Source organism: Phreatobacter sp. GW821-FHT04C01 (assembly GCF_059420385.1).
Map to the genome: position 1 here is coordinate 182,606 of NZ_JBWKTP010000010.1, position 19,897 is coordinate 202,502.

General features: G+C 67.8%; 18 protein-coding genes. 13 read left to right on the top strand and 5 right to left on the bottom strand.

Annotation, left to right across the window (positions count from 1 at the left end):
* Nucleotides 1-215 precede the first annotated feature (215 nt).
* Nucleotides 216-590: a cell division protein ZapA gene (locus AC07WJ_RS30000; protein ID WP_494938378.1), complete on the bottom strand. Its 375-nt coding sequence runs from the start codon at nt 588-590 to the stop codon at nt 216-218.
* 5 nt (nt 591-595) lie between these two features.
* The gene (locus AC07WJ_RS30005; protein ID WP_494938379.1) at nt 596-970 is read right to left on the bottom strand and encodes a DUF4164 domain-containing protein; all 375 of its coding nucleotides are present in this window, start codon (nt 968-970) and stop codon (nt 596-598) included.
* A gap of 203 nt (nt 971-1,173) precedes the next feature.
* On the opposite strand from AC07WJ_RS30005, the gene AC07WJ_RS30010 reads away from it, so the two are divergent.
* From AC07WJ_RS30010 to fba, 6 genes are all read left to right on the top strand, one after another.
* Nucleotides 1,174-2,052 carry a fumarylacetoacetate hydrolase family protein gene (locus AC07WJ_RS30010; RefSeq protein WP_494938380.1) on the top strand — a complete coding sequence of 293 codons (879 nt, stop codon included), beginning with the start codon at nt 1,174-1,176 and terminating at the stop codon, nt 2,050-2,052.
* 72 nt (nt 2,053-2,124) lie between these two features.
* Nucleotides 2,125-3,111: a Bug family tripartite tricarboxylate transporter substrate binding protein gene (locus AC07WJ_RS30015; RefSeq protein WP_494938381.1), complete on the top strand. Its 987-nt coding sequence runs from the start codon at nt 2,125-2,127 to the stop codon at nt 3,109-3,111.
* Between the two features lie 204 nt (nt 3,112-3,315).
* A complete protein-coding gene (gene tkt, locus AC07WJ_RS30020) occupies nt 3,316-5,313 on the top strand; it encodes a transketolase (protein ID WP_494938382.1) in 1,998 nt (665 codons plus the stop codon).
* Nucleotides 5,314-5,448: 135 nt separating this feature from the next.
* Nucleotides 5,449-6,459: a type I glyceraldehyde-3-phosphate dehydrogenase gene (gap, locus tag AC07WJ_RS30025; protein ID WP_494938383.1), complete on the top strand. Its 1,011-nt coding sequence runs from the start codon at nt 5,449-5,451 to the stop codon at nt 6,457-6,459.
* A 58-nt stretch (nt 6,460-6,517) separates the two neighbouring features.
* A complete protein-coding gene (locus tag AC07WJ_RS30030) occupies nt 6,518-7,708 on the top strand; it encodes a phosphoglycerate kinase (RefSeq protein ID WP_494938384.1) in 1,191 nt (396 codons plus the stop codon).
* 57 nt (nt 7,709-7,765) lie between these two features.
* Entirely contained in the window at nt 7,766-8,833 is a 1,068-nt protein-coding gene (gene fba, locus AC07WJ_RS30035) for a class II fructose-bisphosphate aldolase (protein ID WP_494938385.1), read from the top strand.
* Between the two features lie 130 nt (nt 8,834-8,963).
* Here fba and AC07WJ_RS30040 read toward each other — a convergent pair whose 3' ends face one another.
* Entirely contained in the window at nt 8,964-10,880 is a 1,917-nt protein-coding gene (locus AC07WJ_RS30040) for an aq_1923 C-terminal domain (RefSeq protein WP_494938386.1), read from the bottom strand.
* A gap of 196 nt (nt 10,881-11,076) precedes the next feature.
* Between AC07WJ_RS30040 and AC07WJ_RS30045 the strand changes: the two genes are divergently transcribed.
* The 6 genes from AC07WJ_RS30045 to AC07WJ_RS30070 all read left to right on the top strand — a co-directional run bounded on the left by AC07WJ_RS30045 (nt 11,077) and on the right by AC07WJ_RS30070 (nt 16,403).
* Nucleotides 11,077-11,748, top strand: coding sequence for a thiamine phosphate synthase (locus tag AC07WJ_RS30045; RefSeq protein ID WP_494938387.1), 672 nt, complete (start codon nt 11,077-11,079; stop codon nt 11,746-11,748).
* Complete coding sequence (locus AC07WJ_RS30050) at nt 11,745-12,734, top strand: tetratricopeptide repeat protein (protein WP_494938388.1); 990 nt, start codon at nt 11,745-11,747, stop codon at nt 12,732-12,734. The genes AC07WJ_RS30045 and AC07WJ_RS30050 overlap by 4 nt, the downstream gene beginning before the upstream one ends.
* Nucleotides 12,735-12,817: 83 nt before the next feature.
* Nucleotides 12,818-13,348, top strand: a complete 531-nt coding sequence (locus AC07WJ_RS30055) for a 2'-5' RNA ligase family protein (protein WP_494938389.1) — start codon at nt 12,818-12,820, stop codon at nt 13,346-13,348.
* Nucleotides 13,349-13,420: 72 nt separating this feature from the next.
* Complete coding sequence (locus tag AC07WJ_RS30060) at nt 13,421-14,218, top strand: inositol monophosphatase family protein (protein ID WP_494938390.1); 798 nt, start codon at nt 13,421-13,423, stop codon at nt 14,216-14,218.
* 18 nt (nt 14,219-14,236) lie between these two features.
* A complete protein-coding gene (locus AC07WJ_RS30065; RefSeq protein WP_494938391.1) occupies nt 14,237-14,776 on the top strand; it encodes a hypothetical protein in 540 nt (179 codons plus the stop codon).
* Nucleotides 14,777-14,861: 85 nt separating this feature from the next.
* Nucleotides 14,862-16,403 carry a GGDEF domain-containing protein gene (locus AC07WJ_RS30070; protein ID WP_494938392.1) on the top strand — a complete coding sequence of 514 codons (1,542 nt, stop codon included), beginning with the start codon at nt 14,862-14,864 and terminating at the stop codon, nt 16,401-16,403.
* On the opposite strand, the gene miaA is transcribed toward AC07WJ_RS30070, so the two are convergent.
* Complete coding sequence (gene miaA / locus AC07WJ_RS30075; RefSeq protein WP_494938393.1) at nt 16,394-17,341, bottom strand: tRNA (adenosine(37)-N6)-dimethylallyltransferase MiaA; 948 nt, start codon at nt 17,339-17,341, stop codon at nt 16,394-16,396. The genes AC07WJ_RS30070 and miaA overlap by 10 nt on opposite strands.
* Here miaA and serB point away from each other — a divergent pair.
* Nucleotides 17,333-18,229, top strand: a complete 897-nt coding sequence (gene serB / locus AC07WJ_RS30080; protein ID WP_494938394.1) for a phosphoserine phosphatase SerB — start codon at nt 17,333-17,335, stop codon at nt 18,227-18,229. The two genes, miaA and serB, sit on opposite strands and share 9 nt — an antisense overlap.
* Before the next feature lie 93 nt (nt 18,230-18,322).
* Here serB and AC07WJ_RS30085 read toward each other — a convergent pair whose 3' ends face one another.
* Nucleotides 18,323-19,870 (bottom strand): Do family serine endopeptidase, encoded by a 1,548-nt coding sequence (locus AC07WJ_RS30085; RefSeq protein ID WP_494938395.1) that lies wholly within the window; start codon nt 19,868-19,870, stop codon nt 18,323-18,325.
* Between the last annotated feature and the right edge of the window lie 27 nt (nt 19,871-19,897).

Here is a 19,897-nt window from a genome sequence, read left to right on the forward strand (position 1 = left end):
TCGACAGGGCGGGAGCGGCCGGTCCGCGCTCCCTCGGAGAAGCGGCGGATGGTCACGGTCGTCATCACCCTTGACCCCGGTTTAATATGCCATCCGTTTACAGACAACATGACACCGAGAGCTTGCCGGAGGGTTGCCGGCGTTCTCCGGCATCGTTGGTTGCACAGGGTGAACGAAAGCTTACGCGCGCGGCGCGGGCATCTGTCCGGCAGGCGTCATCCCGCGCTGCGCGGCGGCGCGTTCAGCCGGGCGACGATGCGCTCGACGGTCGCTGCAGCCTCGTCGAGCGTGCTTGCGGCCGAAGCCGCACGCGCGTCTGCCTGTTCCTGCATCAGCGCGCTGGCCTCGCGCAATTCGGCGAGCTCGGTTTCGGCCACGCGCAGGCGCCGCTTCATGTCGGCCATTTCGTCAGCAACCATGATCGCCGCCATGACGGTGAGGCGGGTGTCGCCGATCTCGCCGAAGGCCCCCCTCAATTGATCGACCTTGCCGTCGACGTCGGCGGCGAGCCGCATCAGGTGCTCTTCCTGGCCGTCGTCGCAGGCCATGCGGAACTGGCGGCCGTTGATGGTCACGTTGACATGGGCCATGGCGGTCAGGCCCCGTGGGTCGCGAGGACGCTGCGGATCGCGCCCATGGTCTGGTCGAGGCGACCGGCCACGTCGCGATTGGCGGCTTCCAGCGCAGCGATGCGCTCGGCTGCCCGGTCGAGCTCCTCGGCGAGCCGGGCGCGATCGCTCTGCGCCGCATCGAGCTGCAGGTTGAGCGCGCCGTGGCTGAGGTCACCTTCGATGCGTCGCGCGACCGCCGTCTCGAGCGCAGCGAGCGCTGACTTCAGTCGGTGAGCCGCCGTCTCGAGTCGCGAAGGGTCGGCCGGGGATGACAAACGCGGACCTGCCGTGAAATTGAACGTGAAGGACGACCGGGCGGCGTCCGTGACCGTGATGCCGACCCTACGCGAGGGCGTCAAACAGCGTCAACGGCCGATGGTCAAGACGGCCGCGTGGTGCGGGTCGCTCGCGGTGCCATGTGGCTTTCCTGTCGCGCCATGCCCGGCACCTCGGCCGGGCCGCGCCATGCCGCCGCGAATAGCAGCTTTGCGACCCTGGTCGCGGCGATCGGCGATGCTATAACCCTGCCGGAATCTGCTGCAATCGATTGAGGAGAGTACCGGTGCGGCTTGCGACAATTGAAATCAAGGGTGAACGGCGGGTCGCGGTTCTCAGCCCCGACGGTGCTTCCGTCCAGCCGCTGGCGGCCTCCGCCGGCCCTGCCGCCACCTCCATGCTTGCCGCCATCGCGGGCTGGACCGAGCTCAAGGGGCGGCTCGACGGCCATCTCGACGCCGCCTTGCCGACCGATTCGGTCAAGCTCCTGGCGCCGATCCCGCGGCCGTCGCGCAATGTCTTCTGCGTCGGCAAGAATTATCACGAGCACGCCAAGGAGTTTGCCCGGAGCGGCTTTGATTCGACCGCCAAGGAAGTGGTGCCGGAAGCCCCGGTGGTGTTCTCCAAGCCGCCGAGCGCGGTGATCGGGCCCGGCGAGACGATCCTGGGCTCGCTCGATCCGACCAAGTCGGTCGATTACGAAGGCGAGCTGGGCGTCGTCATCGGCACCGGCGGCCGCGGCATCGCCAAGGCGGACGCGCTGGCCCATGTGTTCGGTTATACCGTGATCAACGACGTCACCGCGCGCACCCTGCAGCAGAAGCATCGTCAATGGCTGATCGGCAAGGGGATCGACACCTTCTGTCCGATGGGCCCGGCGATCCTCACCGCCGACGCGGCCGGTGATCCGACCAAGCTGACCTTGAAGACCTGGGTCAATGGCGAGCTGCGTCAGGACGCGGTGGTTTCCGATCTGATCTTCGACATTCCCACGCTGATCGAGACAATTTCCTCGGTGATCGCGCTGGAACCCGGCGACGTCATTGCCACCGGCACGCCGGTCGGCGTCGGCATCGGTTTCACGCCGCCCAAGTTTCTCAATGCAGGCGATGTCGTCGCCATCGAGATCTCGGGCGTCGGCCGGCTCGAAAATCCGATCGGCTGAGGCCGCCGGAACCATTGGGGCCGGCGGCGCGGTCGCGTGTCGCCGGCGACATGAAAGAAGGGTTGGGGACCTATGGATCGTCGTGACTTCATCGCCGGCGCGGCCGGCTTTTCGCTTCTCGGCGCGATCGCGCCCGCCGGCGCCCAGGGCGCCTGGCCGTCCCAGGCGATCCGGCTGGTCGTGCCGTTCCCGCCCGGCGGTCAGGCCGATCTCGCGGCCCGGCCGGTTGCCCAGGCGCTGGAAAAGATCCTGGGACGTCCGGTCGTCGTCGACAACCGGGGCGGGGCCGGCGGCGGCATCGGCAATACCGCGGTAGCGCGCGCCACGCCGGATGGCCACACCTTGCTGATGACCCTGTCGTCGCTCGCGGTTCTGCCCGAGGCGGACCGGCTAATGGGCCGGACGGTGCAATATGAGGTCGACCAACTGGTTCCGATCGCCCGCGTCCTGGCCGACCCGACCATGCTGGCGGTGCATGCCAAGGCGCCGTGGCGCACCGTCGCCGATCTCGTCGCCGACGCCAAGGCCCGGCCGGGCGTCATCCCCTACGGGTCGTCCGGCCCCTATGGCACGCTGCATGTCTCCATGGAGATGTTCGCCACCAATGCCGGCATCCGGATGAACCACATCCCCTATCGCGGGGCCGGGCCGGCGCTGACCGACCTGATCTCCGGCAATATCCTGGCGCTGGCCTCGGCGCCCGGTGTGCTGAAGCCCCAGGTCGAGGCCGGTACCGTTCGGGTGCTCGCCAATTTCGGCGCCGAACGGGTGGCGAGCTTTCCGGAGACACCGACCTTCAAGGAGCTCGGCTTCAGCGATGTCGAGTTCTACATCTGGGCCGGTCTGTTCGGGCCGGCCGGCCTGCCGGCGGAAATCGTCACCAGGCTGCGCGACGGTATGCGCAGCGTCATGGCCGACCCGGAGATCCGCCGCGTCTTCGACAATGCCGGCAGCCCGCCAGCCTATCAGGATGCGCCGGAATTCGCCCGTTTCGTCGCCGCCGATTCGGCACGCCTGATCACGGCGGTGAAGAAGATCGGACGCGTCGAAGGCGGCTGACGGGTGGGGCGCAACGCCCCATTTCCGCGCGCGCCGCGACAAAACGCTTGGCTCTCAGCCGCTCGAAGCCATTGACTCAAAGCGCACCGCTGTTAGGACACGCGGCCTATCGACCCCGAAATCTCCGACTTTCGGGGCTTTTTCTATCGGCCGCGCGTCGTCAGGGTTCAAGATCGGCGGGCGCGCGCAAGGGAGCCGTGATCCATGCCGTCTGCCATTCCGTCGCGCGACAAACTCGGTCCGATGGCCAATGCGATTCGTTCGCTGGCCATGGATGCCGTCGAGCAGGCCAAGTCGGGCCATCCCGGCATGCCCATGGGCACCGCCGACATCGCGACCGTGCTGTTCACGAAATTCCTGAAATTCGACGCCAGCCAGCCGGGCTGGGCCGACCGCGACCGCTTCGTTCTGTCGGCCGGCCACGGCTCGATGCTGATCTATGCGCTGCTTTATCTGACCGGCACGCCGGAAATGAGCCTCGACGAGATCAAGCGGTTCCGCCAGATCGGCTCGAAGACGCCGGGTCATCCCGAGAATTTCATCACCAAGGGCGTCGAGACCACCACCGGTCCGCTCGGCCAGGGCATCGCCACCGCGGTCGGCATGGCGATGGCCGAGAAGATGCTGGCGGCCGAGTTCGGCAAGAAGGCCGTCGACCACCACACCTATGTCATCGCCTCCGACGGCGACCTGATGGAGGGCGTGTCGCAGGAAGCCATCGCCATGGCCGGGCACTGGAAGCTGAACAAGCTGATCGTGCTGTTCGACGACAATGACATTTCCATCGACGGACCGCTGTCGCTCGCCGATTCGGTCGACCAGGTGAAGCGTTTCCAGGCCGCCGGCTGGCGCGCCGAGCGCATCAACGGCCACGACACCGACGCGATCGCCGCGGCCATCGAGCGGGCCAAGAAGTCGGGCAAGCCGTCGCTGATCGCCTGCAAGACGGTGATCGGTTATGGCGCGCCCAAGAAGGCCGGCACCTCGAAAGCCCATGGCGAGCCGCTCGGCGCCGAGGAGCTCAAGGCCGCCAAGGAAAAGCTCGGCATCGCGGCCGAGCCCTTCAGCGTGCCGGCCGATGTGCTGAAAGCCTGGCGTGAAGCCGGCAGCCGTGGCGCCGCCGCCCGCCAGGAGTGGGAAGGCCGGATGGCCGCGATGTCGCCGAAGAAGCGCGCCGAACTGGAGCGCCGCCTGAAGGGCGAGCGGCCGGCCAAGCTCGCCAAGGCCTTCGCCGCCCACAAGAAGGCGCTGCTCGCGACCCCGCAGAACATCGCCACCCGCAAGTCGTCGGAACTGGTCATCGAGGCCATCGTGCCGGCCATGCCCGAGTTTCTGGCGGGATCCGCCGACCTCACGGGTTCGAACAATACCAAGGCCAAGTCGGTCGCGGCCTTCTCGGCCAAGAACCCGAAGGGCCGCTACATCCATTACGGCATTCGCGAACATGCCATGGCAGCGGCCATGAACGGCATCGCGCTGCATGGCGGTTTCGCGCCGAACGGCGCCACCTTCCTGGTGTTCACCGACTATGCGCGGCCGGCCATGCGGCTGGCGGCGCTGATGGGCACGAGCGTCGTCTATGTCATGACCCATGACTCGATCGGGCTTGGCGAGGACGGCCCGACCCACCAGCCGGTCGAGCATCTGGCGGCGCTGCGCGCGATCCCGAACATGCGGGTGTTCCGCCCGGCCGACGCCGTGGAAGTGGCCGAGTGCTGGGAACTGGCGCTGAACCGCGCCGACGGCCCGAGCGTGCTGGCGCTGACCCGCCAGAACCTGCCGCAGTTGCGCACCGAGGTGAAGGCCAACCAGAGTGCCGGCGGCGCCTATGAGCTGGTCGCGGCCGAGGGCGGCAAGGCCGAGGTGACGATCTTCGCCACCGGCTCCGAGGTGGAGATCGCAGTCGGCGCGCGCAAGCTGCTCGCCGACAAGGGGGTGCGCGCACGGGTCGTCTCGGTGCCGTCGCTCGAGCTGTTCCTCGGCCAGCCGGCCGATGTCAGGGCCAAGGTGGTCGGCGAAGCGCCGGTCAAGGTCGCGGTCGAGGCCGCGGTCCGCTGGGGCTGGGACGCGCTGATCGGCTCGGACGGCATCTTCGTGGGAATGTCGGGCTTCGGTGCCTCGGCCCCCTATAAGGAACTCTACAAGCATTTCGGCATTACGGCGGAAGCCGTGGCCGAGGCGGCGCTCGCCCGCATCGGCTAGAGACCGCTTGAAACCCTGTCCCGAGGACCTTCCAGGCCCTCGGGACGTCACGACAGGGCGCCGATCGCCGGCGTGGATTGAGGAAATGGGGCAGGCGTCCCGCGCGACCTGCCAGCTGCCAAGGAGAAGGATCTCATGACCGTTCGCGTCTTCATCAACGGCTTCGGCCGCATCGGCCGCAACGTCCTGCGCGCCATCGTCGAGGGCAAGCGCAAAGACATCGAAGTTGTCGGGATCAATGATCTCGGCCCGGTGGAGACCAATGCCCATCTCCTGCGTTTCGATTCGGTCCATGGCCGTTTCCCGGCCGAGGTGAAGGTCGACGGCGACCACATCGTCGTCGCCGGCAAGCGCATCAAGGTGACCGCGATCAAGGATCCGGCCGAACTGCCGCACAAGGCGCTGAACGTCGACGTCGCGATGGAATGCACCGGCATCTTCACCACCCGCGACAAGGCCGCCGCCCACCTGAAGGCCGGTGCCAAGCGCGTGCTGGTCTCGGCGCCCTGCGACGGCGCCGACCTGACCGTGGTGTTCGGCGTCAATGACGACAAGCTGACCAAGGACCATCTGGTCGTGTCGAACGCCTCCTGCACCACCAACTGCCTCGCCCCGGTCGTCTCGGTGCTGCACAAGGCCTGCGGCATCGACAAGGGCTTCATGACCACGGTGCACGCCTATACCGGTGATCAGCCGACGCTCGACACCATGCACAAGGACCTCTACCGCGGCCGCGCCGCGGCGCTGTCGATCATCCCGACCTCGACCGGTGCCGCCAAGGCCATCGGCCTGGTCATCCCGGAACTGAAGGGCCGTCTCGACGGCATCTCGGTGCGCGTGCCGACGCCCAACGTCTCGGTCGTCGACTTCAAGTTCATGGCCAAGCGCAAGACCACGGTCGAGAAGATCAACGAGGCGATCGTCAAGGCCTCCAAGCGCGGCGCCCTGAAGGGAATCCTCACCTTCACCGACCAGCCCAATGTGTCGGTCGACATGAACCACGATCCGCATTCGTCGATCTTCGCGCTCGACCAGACCAAGGTGATGGACGAGAAATTCGTCAGCATCCTCTCCTGGTACGACAATGAATGGGGCTTCTCGAACCGGATGAGCGACACCGCGGTTGCCATCGCCAAGCTGATCTGATCAGGCTCGGGGCCGTCCGGACCACGGGCGGCCCCTCATTGCTTCCGGGACCTGCACCATGAGCTCCTTCCGCACCCTCGACGGCGCCGACGTCAACGGCAAGCGCGTCCTCGTCCGCGTCGACCTGAACGTTCCCATGGAGAACGGCAAGGTCACCGACGTGACCCGCCTGGAGCGCATCGTGCCGACCCTGGCAACGCTTGCCGAGCGCGGGGCCAAGGTGGTGATCCTGGCGCATTTCGGCCGGCCCAAGGGGGTCGATCCGACCCAGTCGCTGAAGCCGGTCGTGCCGGCGCTCGCCCATGTGCTGAAGCGCCCGGTCGCCTTTGCCGAGGATTGCATCGGCGAGGTCGCCAAGCGCGCCGTCGATGCGATCAAGCCGGGCGAGATCCTGGTGCTGGAGAACACCCGCTTCCACAAGGGCGAGGAAAAGAACGATCCGGATTTCGTCCGGGCGCTGGCCGAGAACGGCGACATCTGGGTCGCCGACGCTTTCTCGGCAGCCCATCGCGCGCATGCCTCGACCGAAGGCCTCGGCCATGTCCTGCCGGCTTTTGCCGGCCTCACCATGCAGGCCGAGCTGGAAGCGCTGACCAAGGCGCTGGATAAGCCCAAGCGGCCGGTGGTCGCCGTGGTCGGCGGCGCCAAGGTCTCTTCCAAGATCGACCTCCTGGAAAACCTGGTCACCAAGGTCGACGCGCTCGTCATCGGCGGCGGCATGGCCAACACCTTCCTTCATGCGCAGGGCGTGAAGATCGGCAAGTCGCTCGCCGAGAAGGATCTGGCGGAAACCGCGCTGCGCATCCTCGCCAAGGCCGAGCAGGCCAAATGCGCCATCATCCTGCCGGTGGATGCCACCATTGCCTATCATTTCCAGGCCAATGCGCCGGCCTTCGCCTATGGCCTCGACGCCATTCCGCACGATGCCATGATCCTCGACGTCGGCCCGCAATCGATCACCCGCATCCAGGGCGCCATCGACGATGCCGCGACCCTGGTCTGGAACGGTCCGCTCGGCGCCTTCGAAATCCCGCCCTTCGACAAGGGTACGGTGGCCGCCGCCCGCCATGCCGCCGACCGCACCGCCAAGGGCAAGCTGCTGTCGGTCGCCGGCGGCGGCGACACCGTGGCGGCGCTCAACCAGGCCCATGCGGCGGAGCGATTTACCTATGTCTCGACCGCCGGCGGCGCCTTCCTCGAATGGCTCGAGGGCAAACCGCTGCCGGGCGTCGAGGTGCTTCGGGGCTGAGCAATATCCTGACGCCCGGTCATGGCCGGGCGTCATTCATTCTGACGGAGGAAAACCATGGCCCGTATCACGCTTCGCCAGCTTCTCGACCACGCCGCCGAACATGACTATGGCGTGCCGGCCTTCAACATCAACAACATGGAACAGGCGCTGGCGATCATGGAGGCGGCCAATGCCGTTGACGCGCCTGTCATCATCCAGGCGTCGCGCGGCGCGCGCTCCTATGCCAACGACATCATGCTGAAGCACATGATGGACGCGGTCACCGAGATCTATCCGCATATCCCGGTCTGCGTGCATCTCGACCACGGCAATGAGCCGGCGACCTGCATGACCGCGATCCAGGCCGGCTTCACCTCTGTCATGATGGACGGCTCGCTGAAGGCCGACGGCAAGACGCCCGGCGACTGGGACTACAATGTCGGCGTCACCAAGCAGGTCACCGACATGTCGCATCTCGGCGGCATCTCGGTGGAAGGCGAGCTCGGCGTGCTCGGCTCGCTGGAGACCGGCGAGGGCGAGAAGGAAGACGGCCATGGCGCCGAGGGCAAGCTCAGCCACGACCAGCTCCTGACCAACCCCGACGAAGCCGTGAAGTTCGTGCGTGAAACCAAGGTCGACGCGCTGGCGATCGCCATGGGCACCTCGCACGGCGCCTACAAGTTCTCGCGCAAGCCCGACGGCAAGGTGCTGGCCATGCATGTGATCGAAGAGATCCATCGCAAGCTGCCGAACACCCATCTGGTCATGCACGGTTCGTCTTCGGTGCCGCAGGACCTGCAGGACATCATCAACGCCTTCGGCGGCAAGATGAAGCCGACCTGGGGCGTGCCGGTGGAAGAGATCCAGCGCGGCATCCGGCACGGCGTGCGCAAGATCAACATCGACACCGACAACCGCATGGCCATGACCGGCCAGATCCGCAAGATCCTCGCCGAGAACCCCAGCGAGTTCGACCCGCGCAAATATCTGAAGCCGGCCATGGAAGCGATGACCAAGCTCTGCCGGCAGCGGCTGGAAGAGTTCAACACCGCCGGCCAGGCCTCGAAGATCAAGAAGGTCATCACGCCGGCCGACATGGCCAAGCGTTATGCCAAGGGCGAGCTCGACCCCAAAATCGCCTGAGGCGAATGGCGAGTAGCGAGTGGCGAATAGAAAAAGGGGGCGCCCGTGTGATCGGGCGCCCCCTTTTTCGTGGGCTTAGGCGAAAGGGGTGCAGGCGATCCCCATTCGCCATTCGCCACTCACCATTCGCTCACTTGTTCGCTTCGACTGTGACGTTGAACATCGGCAGCAGCGCGAAGGGCGAGCCCTGGGCCGCCATGGCGAGCGCCGCCAGCGGCACGTCACCCTTCGGCGTCGCGGTGATCACCAGCGAGCTCGGATCGTCGAGGAAGGTCGAGAGCGCGGTCGAGATCTGGCTCGCCAGCAATTTGTCGGGCACGAACTGGCCGACCATCGCGCCGAGCTGCATCTTCAACTGCTCGGTGAACGCGTCCTCCTCGACACCGGCCTGTTCGGCGGTGTGGGTGATGAGCGCGGCGACACCGCCAGCCTCCTTGAACGACAGCACGAGCCGGCCGGCCTTGGCGGCAAGCCCGAGCACGGTGGCGCTCCCCGGCAAGGCTTCGATCGCGGCACGGTCGATTCCGCCGACGGTCAGGGCGAGGTTCAGGGCGCCGACATCGTTGACGTCGACATTCAGCGTGCGCATGCGCAGCTCGCGCGCGGCCTCGACATATTCGATCTCGAGTTCGGCCGCGAGGGTGATCTTGTCCTCGATGCCGATCGGGGCAAGCTGGGCCCTTTGCCGTGCATCGGTCACCGGCGCGTCGAAGCCGGTGACGCGCGCGCGGATGCGGGTCGGCATCAGGCCGATGCGCGGGCCCGCCTCGATCTCGACGCGCTGCACCGAACCGAGCGGCTGGCCCGTCGGCTTGCTGACCACGATATCTTCGGTGAGGATGCGGCGCACATCCGGATAGGCGGTCGGCGGCGGCATCGGGCCCGGCGTGAAGCGGCCCTCGGCATAGTCCTTGCCGAGTGCGATCAGGCCCGAGGCGTCCACGCCTTCGATCAGGAAGCGGCCGATGCGGGTGCGCTGGCCCTGCCGGTCAGCGGCGGCCAGCCCGTTGAATTCGATCGAGGCGATCTTGCCCTGGGTCACGCCGGCAATGGCGAAACGCTGCATTTCGATCGGCTGGTTGGCCTCGGCCTGGCCGCGAAAATTGATCATTTCGATGCGCTCGAAATCGAGCCGGGCGAAAACCTCCGCCGCGGCGCCGAGCGAACGGCGGCGCGCCGCCTCGTCACCGCCCCCGGCGGGATCGACTTCGGCGAAGGCCTGGGTCAGCGCCATCAGCGACCGCTCGCCGGGACGCATGGTGATCTTGCCGAAGGCGATGCGCTCGATGGTGAACGGCGCGCCATTGGCACCGGCGCCACGCAGGTTCTCGATGCTGCCGCTGTCCAGGGCATTGACCGCTGCGCCACCGGTCCGCAGCCCGGCGGTCATGTCGAAGCCGGTCAGGCGCGTGGTGCCGATCTCGATCTTGTTGCCGCCATTGGTGAGTCCGATCGCGGTGCCGGCGACGGTGAGCTCGGCAATCTTGCCCTGGGCATAACGGTTGATCGCCAGGGTGGTATAGGTCACCTCTTCGGTGCGCGCGGCGCGCCGGCGTGTCACCGTCATCGACGGCACGCTGACCCGCTCGGCGGAGAACTTGGTGGCTGCGGCCTCGCTGACGGCCGACAGGAAGGGCTCGCGGCTGGCGAGGCCGGCGAGGATCGCGGCGAGCGAGCCCTGGGCGCCGGTGATCTCGGCGGTGGCGAGCCGATAGGCCTGACCGTCGGCGCTGGTGCCTTCCAGGCCCTCGAGCAGAACCCGGGCGCCGGTCAGCGCATCACCGCTGGCCGACCCGCCGGAAATGGTGGCGCGGCCGATCTTGACGCCGACCGGGCGCTCGCCAGCCGAGGCGAAGGTCAGGTTCGACAGCACCAGGCTGGAGCCGTCCTCGCGCGCTTCGGCGATCGCCGCGCCGGAGATCTGCAGGCCCGACAGCGCGGAGACCGTTGCGCCTTTCAGGTCTTCGGCGGGCCCGGCCGCGGCCGCGGCGGTGAGAACCAGCAGCATGGCTGCCGAAAGACGCAATGACGCGACGGATGGAAACATGATGGAGGATCCTGACGTTGGGTCGGGCAATGGTAACGTGATGTGCGGCGGTGTTCGTCTTCGGTTTACCCCTCATCCGGTCCGGCGCAAGCCCGTGAACCTCGCGCGTGGTTGTTTCCGCACGATGTCAGCCGCGCCGCATTCTGCAATCTCCTCTCCCCTTTTTCGCCGCTTTCGGTCATAGGGTGGGCGCATCATGGTAAAACCCCCGCCGGCCGCCCTTCCCGAAACCCAACTTGTCCTGGTCACCCCGCTGATCGAGGCGCCGGAGGCATTCCTCCCCGCGCTCGAGGCGGCGCTGGCCGCGGGGCCCATTGCTGCCGTCATCGCCCGGCTCGCCGCGCCTGACGACCGGGCCAGCGTCAATGTGGTCAAGACCCTGGCCAGGCGGGTTCAGGCGGCCGGCAGTGCCTTGCTGATCGAGGGTGCCATCGATGCCGTCGCCCGCGGCGGCGCCGACGGCCTGCATCTGGTCTATGACGAGGCGCGCGTGGCGGAGGCGATCGAACGGCTGGCGCCGGAGCGCATGGTCGGCGTCGCCGGCCTGAAATCGCGCGACGATGCCATGAGCGCCGGCGAGAAGGGCTGCGATTACGTCATGTTCGGCGAGCCCATGGTGTCGCGCTACGCCGACAAGAACGGCGTGCTGCCGCCCTTCGCCGCCGTGGTCGAGCGGGTGTCCTGGTGGGCCGAGGTGTTTCAGATCCCGGTCGTCGGTTTCTCGCCCGATATCGCGGGTGCCGGTGTTCTGGCCCGTGTCCACGCCGATTTCGTCGCTTTGGGCGATGCCGTATGGGCCCATGCCGATGGTCCGGCCAAGGCCGTCGCCGCCGCGCTTGCCGAACTTCGCACGGGGGCCGCGGCGTGACACTCAGGCGCTCCATCCTGGCGCTCGGCCTGACGCTTGCGGTGCCGCTGGCCGCCCAGGCGCAGCAGCGCACGGCGCCGACGCCAGTGCCCCGGCCGGCAATGCCGGGACGGCCGGCGGCGACACCGGCTCCCGCGCCGGCCGTCGCGCCCGGCAGCGGCGATGCCGCTTTCGGCGCCTATCAGCGCGGCCAGTTTCTCACCGCGTTCCGCGAGGCGACGCAACGTGTCGAGGCTGGTCCCGATGCGGTGTCGATGACGCTTCTGGCCGAACTGCATGCCAATGGCCTGGGTGTGCCGCGCAACGACCAGCGCGCGCTCGGCTGGTATCGGCTCGCCGCCGATCGCGGCGATCGCAACGCGATTTTCGCGCTGGCCATGATGCATGTCGAGGGCAGGGCAGGGCAGGCGCGCGATCCCGCCGCCGCCAAGGCGCTGTTCGAGCGGGCCGCGGCACTCGGCCACCCGGCTGCCGGCTATAATCTCGGGCTTCTGGCTTTTTCCGGCCAGGGCGGCCAGCCGGATCCGATCGCGGCGGCACGCTGGTTCCAGATGGCCGCCGATCTCGGCAATGCCGACGCTCAATATGCGCTGGCCGTGCTCCTGAAGGACGGCAACGGCCTCCCGGCCGACCCGGCACGGGCGGCCGCGCTGATGGAAAAGGCGGCGCGCCAGGATCTGATCGAAGCTGAAATCGACTACGGCATCATGCTGTTCAACGGCCAGGGCGTCGCCAAGGACGAGGCGGCGGCGGCCCAGATGTTTCGCAAGGCCGCGCTGCGCGGCAATCCGCTGGCCATGAACCGTTACGCCCGGCTGCTCGCGGCCGGCCGTGGTGTCGCGGCCGATCCGCCGATGGCGGCCCAATGGCACACGACGGCGCGCCTGCTCGGGGCCGAGGACGCCTGGCTGACCGATTTTGTCGGCAAGCTGGATCCGGTTCAGCGCGAAGCGGCCGAGCGGGGCGCCAGGAACTGGCTGCGCTGAAGGGGCGAGGTCGGGGCAAGGGCATTGTGATGCCGGGGGGCCCGGTGCAGCCCCGTGAGGATGATCTGGACATCGGGCAAGCCATGACCGCCGATCACGTCATCACCATCAAGGCGGCCAACGACAGTGGTGCGCGAATCCGCGCCCTATGGGACCGCTTCGGACGGTTCGAGGCGGCCTCGTCGATGCAGGCCCTGAACTATGCGCCACACTTTACTTTCGCGATTTATCGCGACGTGAGCCCCGAGGACGTCAGCCGTGCCTTCGTCGGCGCTTTCCAGGGCAGGCGGGCAATCTCGATCGTTTTCGACCATATCCGGGTCTTCGACGGGGCCGCGCCCATCGTCTGGGCGGCACCGCGCGATGTTTCCGCACTGGCCGACATCCATGCCGCGATCCATGCCGCCATCGCCCCTGATCGCTGTCACGCGCACTACCGGCCGCGCGCCTGGGTTCCGCATTGCACGCTGGCGACCCGCATTCGCCCTGTCTGCAAGGCGGAAGTGCTGGCCTTGACCGGCGCCCTGGCGGAGCCCTTCGAGGTCGTCTTTGACGTCGCCGATCACGTTTCCTTGCCGCCGCTGACCGTGGTCGAGCAGCTTCATTTGCAGTAGCCTGACGGCGTGCGGCTTGACCGGCCGGCAACGGGCGGGCATGACCGCCCGACACTGATCCGAAAGAAGCCCATGCTCCGCTCTGCCCTGCTCAATGTCATGGTCGGCGCCGCCTTGAAGGCGGGCCGCAGCCTCAAGCGCGACTTCGGCGAGGTCGAGAATCTCCAGGTGTCGCTGAAGGGCCCGGGCGATTTCGTCTCGGCCGCCGATCGCAAGGCCGAAGAGGTGCTCAAGGCCGAACTGCTGAAGGCCCGCCCGGGCTACGGCTTCATCGGCGAGGAGGGTGGACGCATCGAGGGCGCCGACCAGACCCATACCTGGATCGTCGACCCGCTCGACGGCACCACCAATTTCCTCCACGGCATTCCGCATTTCGCCGTTTCGATCGGCCTGGAACGCAATGGCGTGCTGGTCGCCGGCGTCGTCTATAACCCGGCCAATGACGAACTCTATGTCGCCGAGCGCGGCTCCGGCGCTTTCCTCAACGATCGCCGCCTGCGCGTCTCGGCACGCCGCAAGCCGGAAGATTGCGTGGTCGGCTGCGGCATTCCCCATATCGGCCGCGGCGATCACGTCCAGTCGCGCAACGAGCAGAAGCTGGTGCAGTCGCGTTTCGGCGGCATTCGCGCCATGGGCGCCTGTTCGCTCGACCTCGCTTATGTCGCCTCCGGCCGTTTCGACGGCTTCTGGGAACGCGGCATCTCGCCCTGGGACATCGCGGCGGGCATCGTGATCGTGCGCGAGGCCGGCGGTTTCGTCACGGATTGCGAGGGCTTCGACAACATGTTGATCAACGGCACCATCTGCGCCGGCAACGAGCCGATCCAGAAGGCCCTGCTCGGCGCGGTCAAGGAAGGCCAGAAGGGCTGACGCCGGGAGGGGGCTGCTATGGGCCAGGCCAAGCGGCGCAGAGAGGCCGGCGAGCGTGTCTCCTTCTGCCGCACCTGCACCTATTGCTGCACGCTGCCGGAGATCCTGGCACTCGACAAACCAGCCTATCGTCCCTGCCGCCATATCGCCCATGGCGGCTGTTCGATCTTCGGCCAGCCGGAACGGCCGGGCGCGTGCCTGGCCTATTCCTGTGCCTACCTGGCGGCGCGCCTGGTCGACAGCCCGGACCGCAACAAGATCCCCCATCCGCTTGATTGTGGCGCCTATTTCCATCGCGATCCCGTGGAGAAGGTCATTTTCCTGTTCGTCGATCCGGCGCGTCCGCAATCGTGGAAGGCGAGCGCCGTCGTCGATCTCCTGAAGGCCGAGATTGCTGCCGGCCTGGCGGTGTTCATCACCGACCGCGGCCGCCAGATGGTGGTTCGCGACGCATTCATCTTCAGCGAGGTCCTGGCGCGCGACTTTGTCGCCATCGCCGACGCGGATGGCCGGCCGCTGGATGTGCCGAGCTTCCGGGAAGCGCCTTCGCGGGCCTGACCGCCGCCCATTCGCCTTACGTGGTGTCTGTTTACCTGCCTTTAAAACGAGCAGGTCAAGATGACGTAAGGGAATAACAAGATCCATGTATCGCGAGACGCACGAGACAGGCATCGAGGAGCGGGCGCACGCGCCGGCCATTCCGCGTCTGCTCGCGGCCTGGAAGGAATTGCACGCGCGCTACGGCCATGTGCCGTTCGACCCGTTCGATCCGGTGCAGCTCGGCCCCGACGCGCAGGACCTGATCATCCTGGTGCCGCTCGGCGACGACGATTACGTCTGTGTCCATCAGGGCGCGGCGATCCGGGCGGCCGTCGGGCTCGACATGACCGGACGGCGCACCAGCGACGTCAAGGGCGCGACCGGCGCGTTTTTCCGCGAGGTCTATGCGCGCGTGCTGGCCGAGAAGAAGGCCCTGTTCACGCTCCATCGCGGCGGTCCGTCGTCCGAGGTTCATCTCTGGGAGCGGCTGCTGCTGCCCTGTCGCGACAGCGACGGATCGGATGTCATCGTGGTCTACAGTAAGGCGCGCGAATTCCGCGACGACCTGCTGAGCGCGATCCTCGACGCTTCGCTCGACGGCATCCTGGCAGTGCGCCTGCGCCGCGGGCCGGCCGGCCGGCCGACCGACGGCGACGTGATCGCCGCCAATCGCCGGGCGTCGCAATTCCTCGGCCGGCCGGTCGAGGACCTTGTCGACTGCCAACTGATCGAGGCCTTTCCCGGCGTCGTCGAGACCGGCATCTGGGATCGCTGCATCGTGGTCGCTGAGACGCGCGAAGCCGCCGAATTCACCGTCTCCTACCGTCACGACGGGATCGACGGCTGGTTCGAGGCGGCCGTCGCTCCGCTCGGCGACGGTTTCATGATCACCTTTGCCGACATCACCGCGCGCAAGCAGGCGGAGGACGCGGCCGAGCTGAAGCGGCTCGAATTCGCCGCCGCCAACCAGGCCCTGAAATCCGAGATCGCCCGGCGCCAGGCCCTGGAGACCGAGCTCAACCGGCTCGCGGCGATCGATCCCTTGACCGGCTCGCTCAACCGGCGGGCCCTGACCGAAGGCCTGCAGAAGGCCCTGTCGCTCGCCGAGCGCTACGCCCATGCCGTTTCGGTCCTCCTGCTCGATCTCGATCATTTCAAGGCGGTCAACGACACCTTCGGCCATGCCGGTGGCGATGCCGTCCTGAAGCAGGTGGGGCTGATCCTTGCCCATGGCCTGCGCGAGGATGTCGATATGGTCGGCCGGCTCGGCGGCGAGGAATTCGTCGTGGTGCTGCCCTATGCCGGCATCGACGAGGCGGTGGCGGCCGCGGAGCGCGTCCGGATGGCCCTGGCCGGTTCGGAGATCCCGCACGAGGGGCGGACGATCCGCTGCACCGGCTCGTTCGGCATCGCAGCCTGGGACGGGCGCGAGACGCTCGACCGGCTGCTGTCGCGCGCCGATCATGCGCTCTACCGGGCCAAGGCGGCCGGCCGCAATGTCGTGCTGATCGACGACGGCCATTGGTCGGGACTGACCATCGAGGCGGATATCGGGCTGGCGCCGACCGCCGATGTGGTCGCGTTCGCGCCGCATGCCCGGCGCGGCACCCGGCCCCGGCGCAAGGCGCCCGACGTTCAGGCCTGAAGTCTGGCCGTCAGCGCGGCGAGTGCCTCGTCCGGAGCTCGCGCAGCGAAACCGGCCATTTGGTGGCGAAACCAGGTCTCCTGGCGCTTGGCATAGGCGCGGGTATCCTTCTGGCCTTTGGCGACTGCGTCGGCGAGCGACATCTGCCCGTTGAGATGGGCGATCAGCCCGGGCACGCCATGGGCGCGCATGACCGGCAGCGCCGGGTCGAGCCGGCGGGAGGCCAGCCGGGCGACCTCATCGAGCGCGCCGTTCGCCATCATCGCGACGAAGCGCTCGTCGATGCGCCGGCGCAACGGCTCGCGCTCGACGCTCAGAAACAGTGCGGCGCATTGCTCGACGGGCAAGGCGGGCGCGCCGCGGCCGTCCTGTTGCCAGTCAAGGAGCGGCCGGCCGGTGGCGACGAACACCTCCAGCGCCCGCAAGGTTCGCTGCGGGTCGTTCGGCCGGAGCTTTGCGGCGGTGGCGGGGTCGAGCGCCGCGAGCCGTTGATGCAGCACCGGGGCGGGCACGCCCTCGGCCTCCGATCGCAGCCTCTGGCGGATCTCGTCGGGCACCGGCGGAATGTCCGAAATGCCCTGGGTCAGAGCCTTGAAATAGAGGCCGGTACCACCGATCAGGATGGGCAGGAGACCAGCGGCCTCCGCCGTTGCGATCTCGGCGAGCGCGGCCTCGATCCAGCGGGCGACCGAGAAGTTCACCTGGCCGTCGACGGTGCCGTAGAGCCGGTGCGGCGCCGCGGCCGTTTCCGCCGCGCTCGGGCGTGCGGTGATGACCTGGAGGTCGCGATAGACCTGCATGGAATCGGCATTGATGACCACGCCGCCGAAGCGTTCGGCCAGCGCCAAGGCCAGCGCCGACTTGCCGCTGGCGGTCGGACCTGCGATGAGGACGGCCTTCGCTTTACCCCGTTTCGCAGGACCTGCGGCTTGACCCACGTCGTCACCCTTGCTTCGAACCCGGCCCGTCCGGCCGTCACGTCGGCGGTCGTCCAGGCCGTCGCGACCGCCTTGCCCGGCGCCGGCCCTGCCGTGACGCTTGATTCCGGCATCGCCGCCGACATCCCTTTCGCACCGACGGGCGCGATCGACAACCGTGCCGTGGCGGAGCGGGTCCGGGCGGTGCTGGCCGGCGCGCCGGTCGACGTCTTCGTGCAGGATGAGGCGACACGGCGGAAGCGGCTGTTTCTTGCCGACATGGATTCGACCATGATCGGCCAGGAATGCATTGACGAACTCGCCGACATGGTCGGCATGAAGGCCCATGTCGCCGAGATCACCGAGCGCGCCATGCGCGGCGAGATCGATTTCGAGCCGGCGCTGCGCGAACGTGTCGCTTTGCTGAAGGGCCTGCCGGCGGGTGTCGTCGACGAGGTGATCGACAAGCGCATCACCTTGACGCCGGGCGGACGCGAACTCGTCCGGACCATGCGGGCGAACGGCACCTATACCGCGCTGGTCTCGGGCGGCTTCACGCTGTTCACCGGGCCGGTCCATGCCATGCTCGGTTTCGACGAACACCGCTCCAATCTGCTGGTGGTCGAGGATGGCGCCTTCGCCGGCCGGGTCGAGGAGCCGATCCTCGGGCGCGAGGCCAAGCTGGCGACGCTGATCGAATTGCGTGACCGCTTCGGCCTCGCCAAGGCCGAGACGCTGGCGGTCGGTGACGGCGCCAACGATCTCGCCATGATCGGCGAAGCCGGTCTCGGTGTCGCCTTCAAGGCCAAGCCGAAAGTCGCCGAGGCGGCCGCCGCCCGGATCGACCATGGCGACCTCACCGCCTTGCTTTATGCCCAGGGCTACCGGCGGAGCGACTTCGCCGCCTGAGACCCCCCGCCGTCGCCGCCAAAAAGAAAAGGCGGGTGATGAGCCCGCCTTTTTGGTCTGAACAGGGGCGGGCCTGGCGCCCGCCCGTTGCCGTCAGCGCAGGTTCAGCGCCACGAAGCGGCGATCACCCTCCGCATTGGCGATGAGGAACAGCGCGGAATTGCGGCCTTCCGCCTTCAGCGCATCGATCCGGCGGGTCACCTCGGCAGGCGAATTGACCGCCTCGTTCTGCACTTCGAGGATCAGGTCGCCGGCCTGAACGCGCCGTTCGGCCGCCCGCGAATTGGGATCGACCTGGGTCACGATCACGCCACGAGCATCGTCGCGCAGCCGGTAGCGCTGGCGTAGCTCGGCGGTTACGCCGGACAGCTGCAGTCCGAGCGCCGAGACGACCGGATTTTCACGCGGCCGTTCGGTCGGTTGGCGACCGGCGGAGGCCTGCTGGATATTGCCCTCGCGGCGACCGAGCGTGACGGTCAGCGTTTCTTCCTTGCCGGCGCGCATGACCACGACGGGAACGGCCTTGCCGACCGGCGTCTCGGAGACGATGCGCGGCAACTCCCGCGACGAGCGCACTTCCTTGCCGTCGAAGCGCAAGACCACGTCGCCGGTGCGCAGACCGGCCGGGCCGGCCGGGCCGTTCGGCTCGACGCCGGCGATCAGCGCCCCGCGCGAGCCACGCAGGTTGAGGCTTTCGGCGATCTCGTCGGTGACCTCCTGGATGCGCACGCCGAGCCAGCCGCGGCGGGTTTCGCCGAACTCGCGCAATTGGTCGACCACCGGCTTGGCGGTATTGGCCGGCACCGCGAAGGCGATGCCGATATTGCCGCCCGACTGCGAGAAGATCGCCGTGTTGATGCCGATCACTTCGCCGGCCATGTTGAACAGCGGGCCGCCGGAATTGCCGCGATTGATGGCCGCGTCGGTCTGGATGTAGTTGTCGAAGGGGCCGGACTGGATGTCGCGGTTCTTGGCCGAGACGATGCCGGCAGTCACCGTGCCGCCGAGGCCGAGCGGGTTGCCGATCGCCATCACCGGCTCGCCAATGCGGATCCTGTCGGAATCGGCGAAGGGCACCGCCTTCAGCGGCCGCTCGGGTTTCACCCTGAGCACGGCGATGTCGACTTCGCGGTCGCGGCCGACGATCTCGGCTTTCAGCCGGGTGCCGTCATTGAAGATCACGGTAACCTCGTCGGCACCGTCGATCACGTGGTTGTTGGTGATGATGATGCCGGAGGGGTCGACGACGAAGCCGGAGCCGAGGGAGGACTGGCGGCGCTGCGGCTGCTGCGGCTGGCCGGGGGCACCGGGAGCCGCCTCGCCACGGCGACGGAAGAATTCGTCGAACAATTCGTCGAACGGTGTGCCGGGGCCCGGGCGTGCGCCGTCACGGTTGCCCGGGTTGCCCGGATTGGCGCCTGGCGGGCGGGCGGCGGCGGTGTCGACGCGCGTCTGGGTCGAAATGTTGACGACGGCGTCGATGACCCGTTCGGCCAGATCGGAAACGTCGATGGCGGCGCGGGCCTCGGCCGGTGGCGCCAGGGCCGGTGTCAGTGACAGCGGCACGCCGAGCGTCAGCGCGAGCGCTGCCGCGGCGATGCCGCCGCGAAGCCGAAGGATGGAAGACTTAGTGCGCGCCATGGCGGATCCCCGTGAAATCACCCCGAT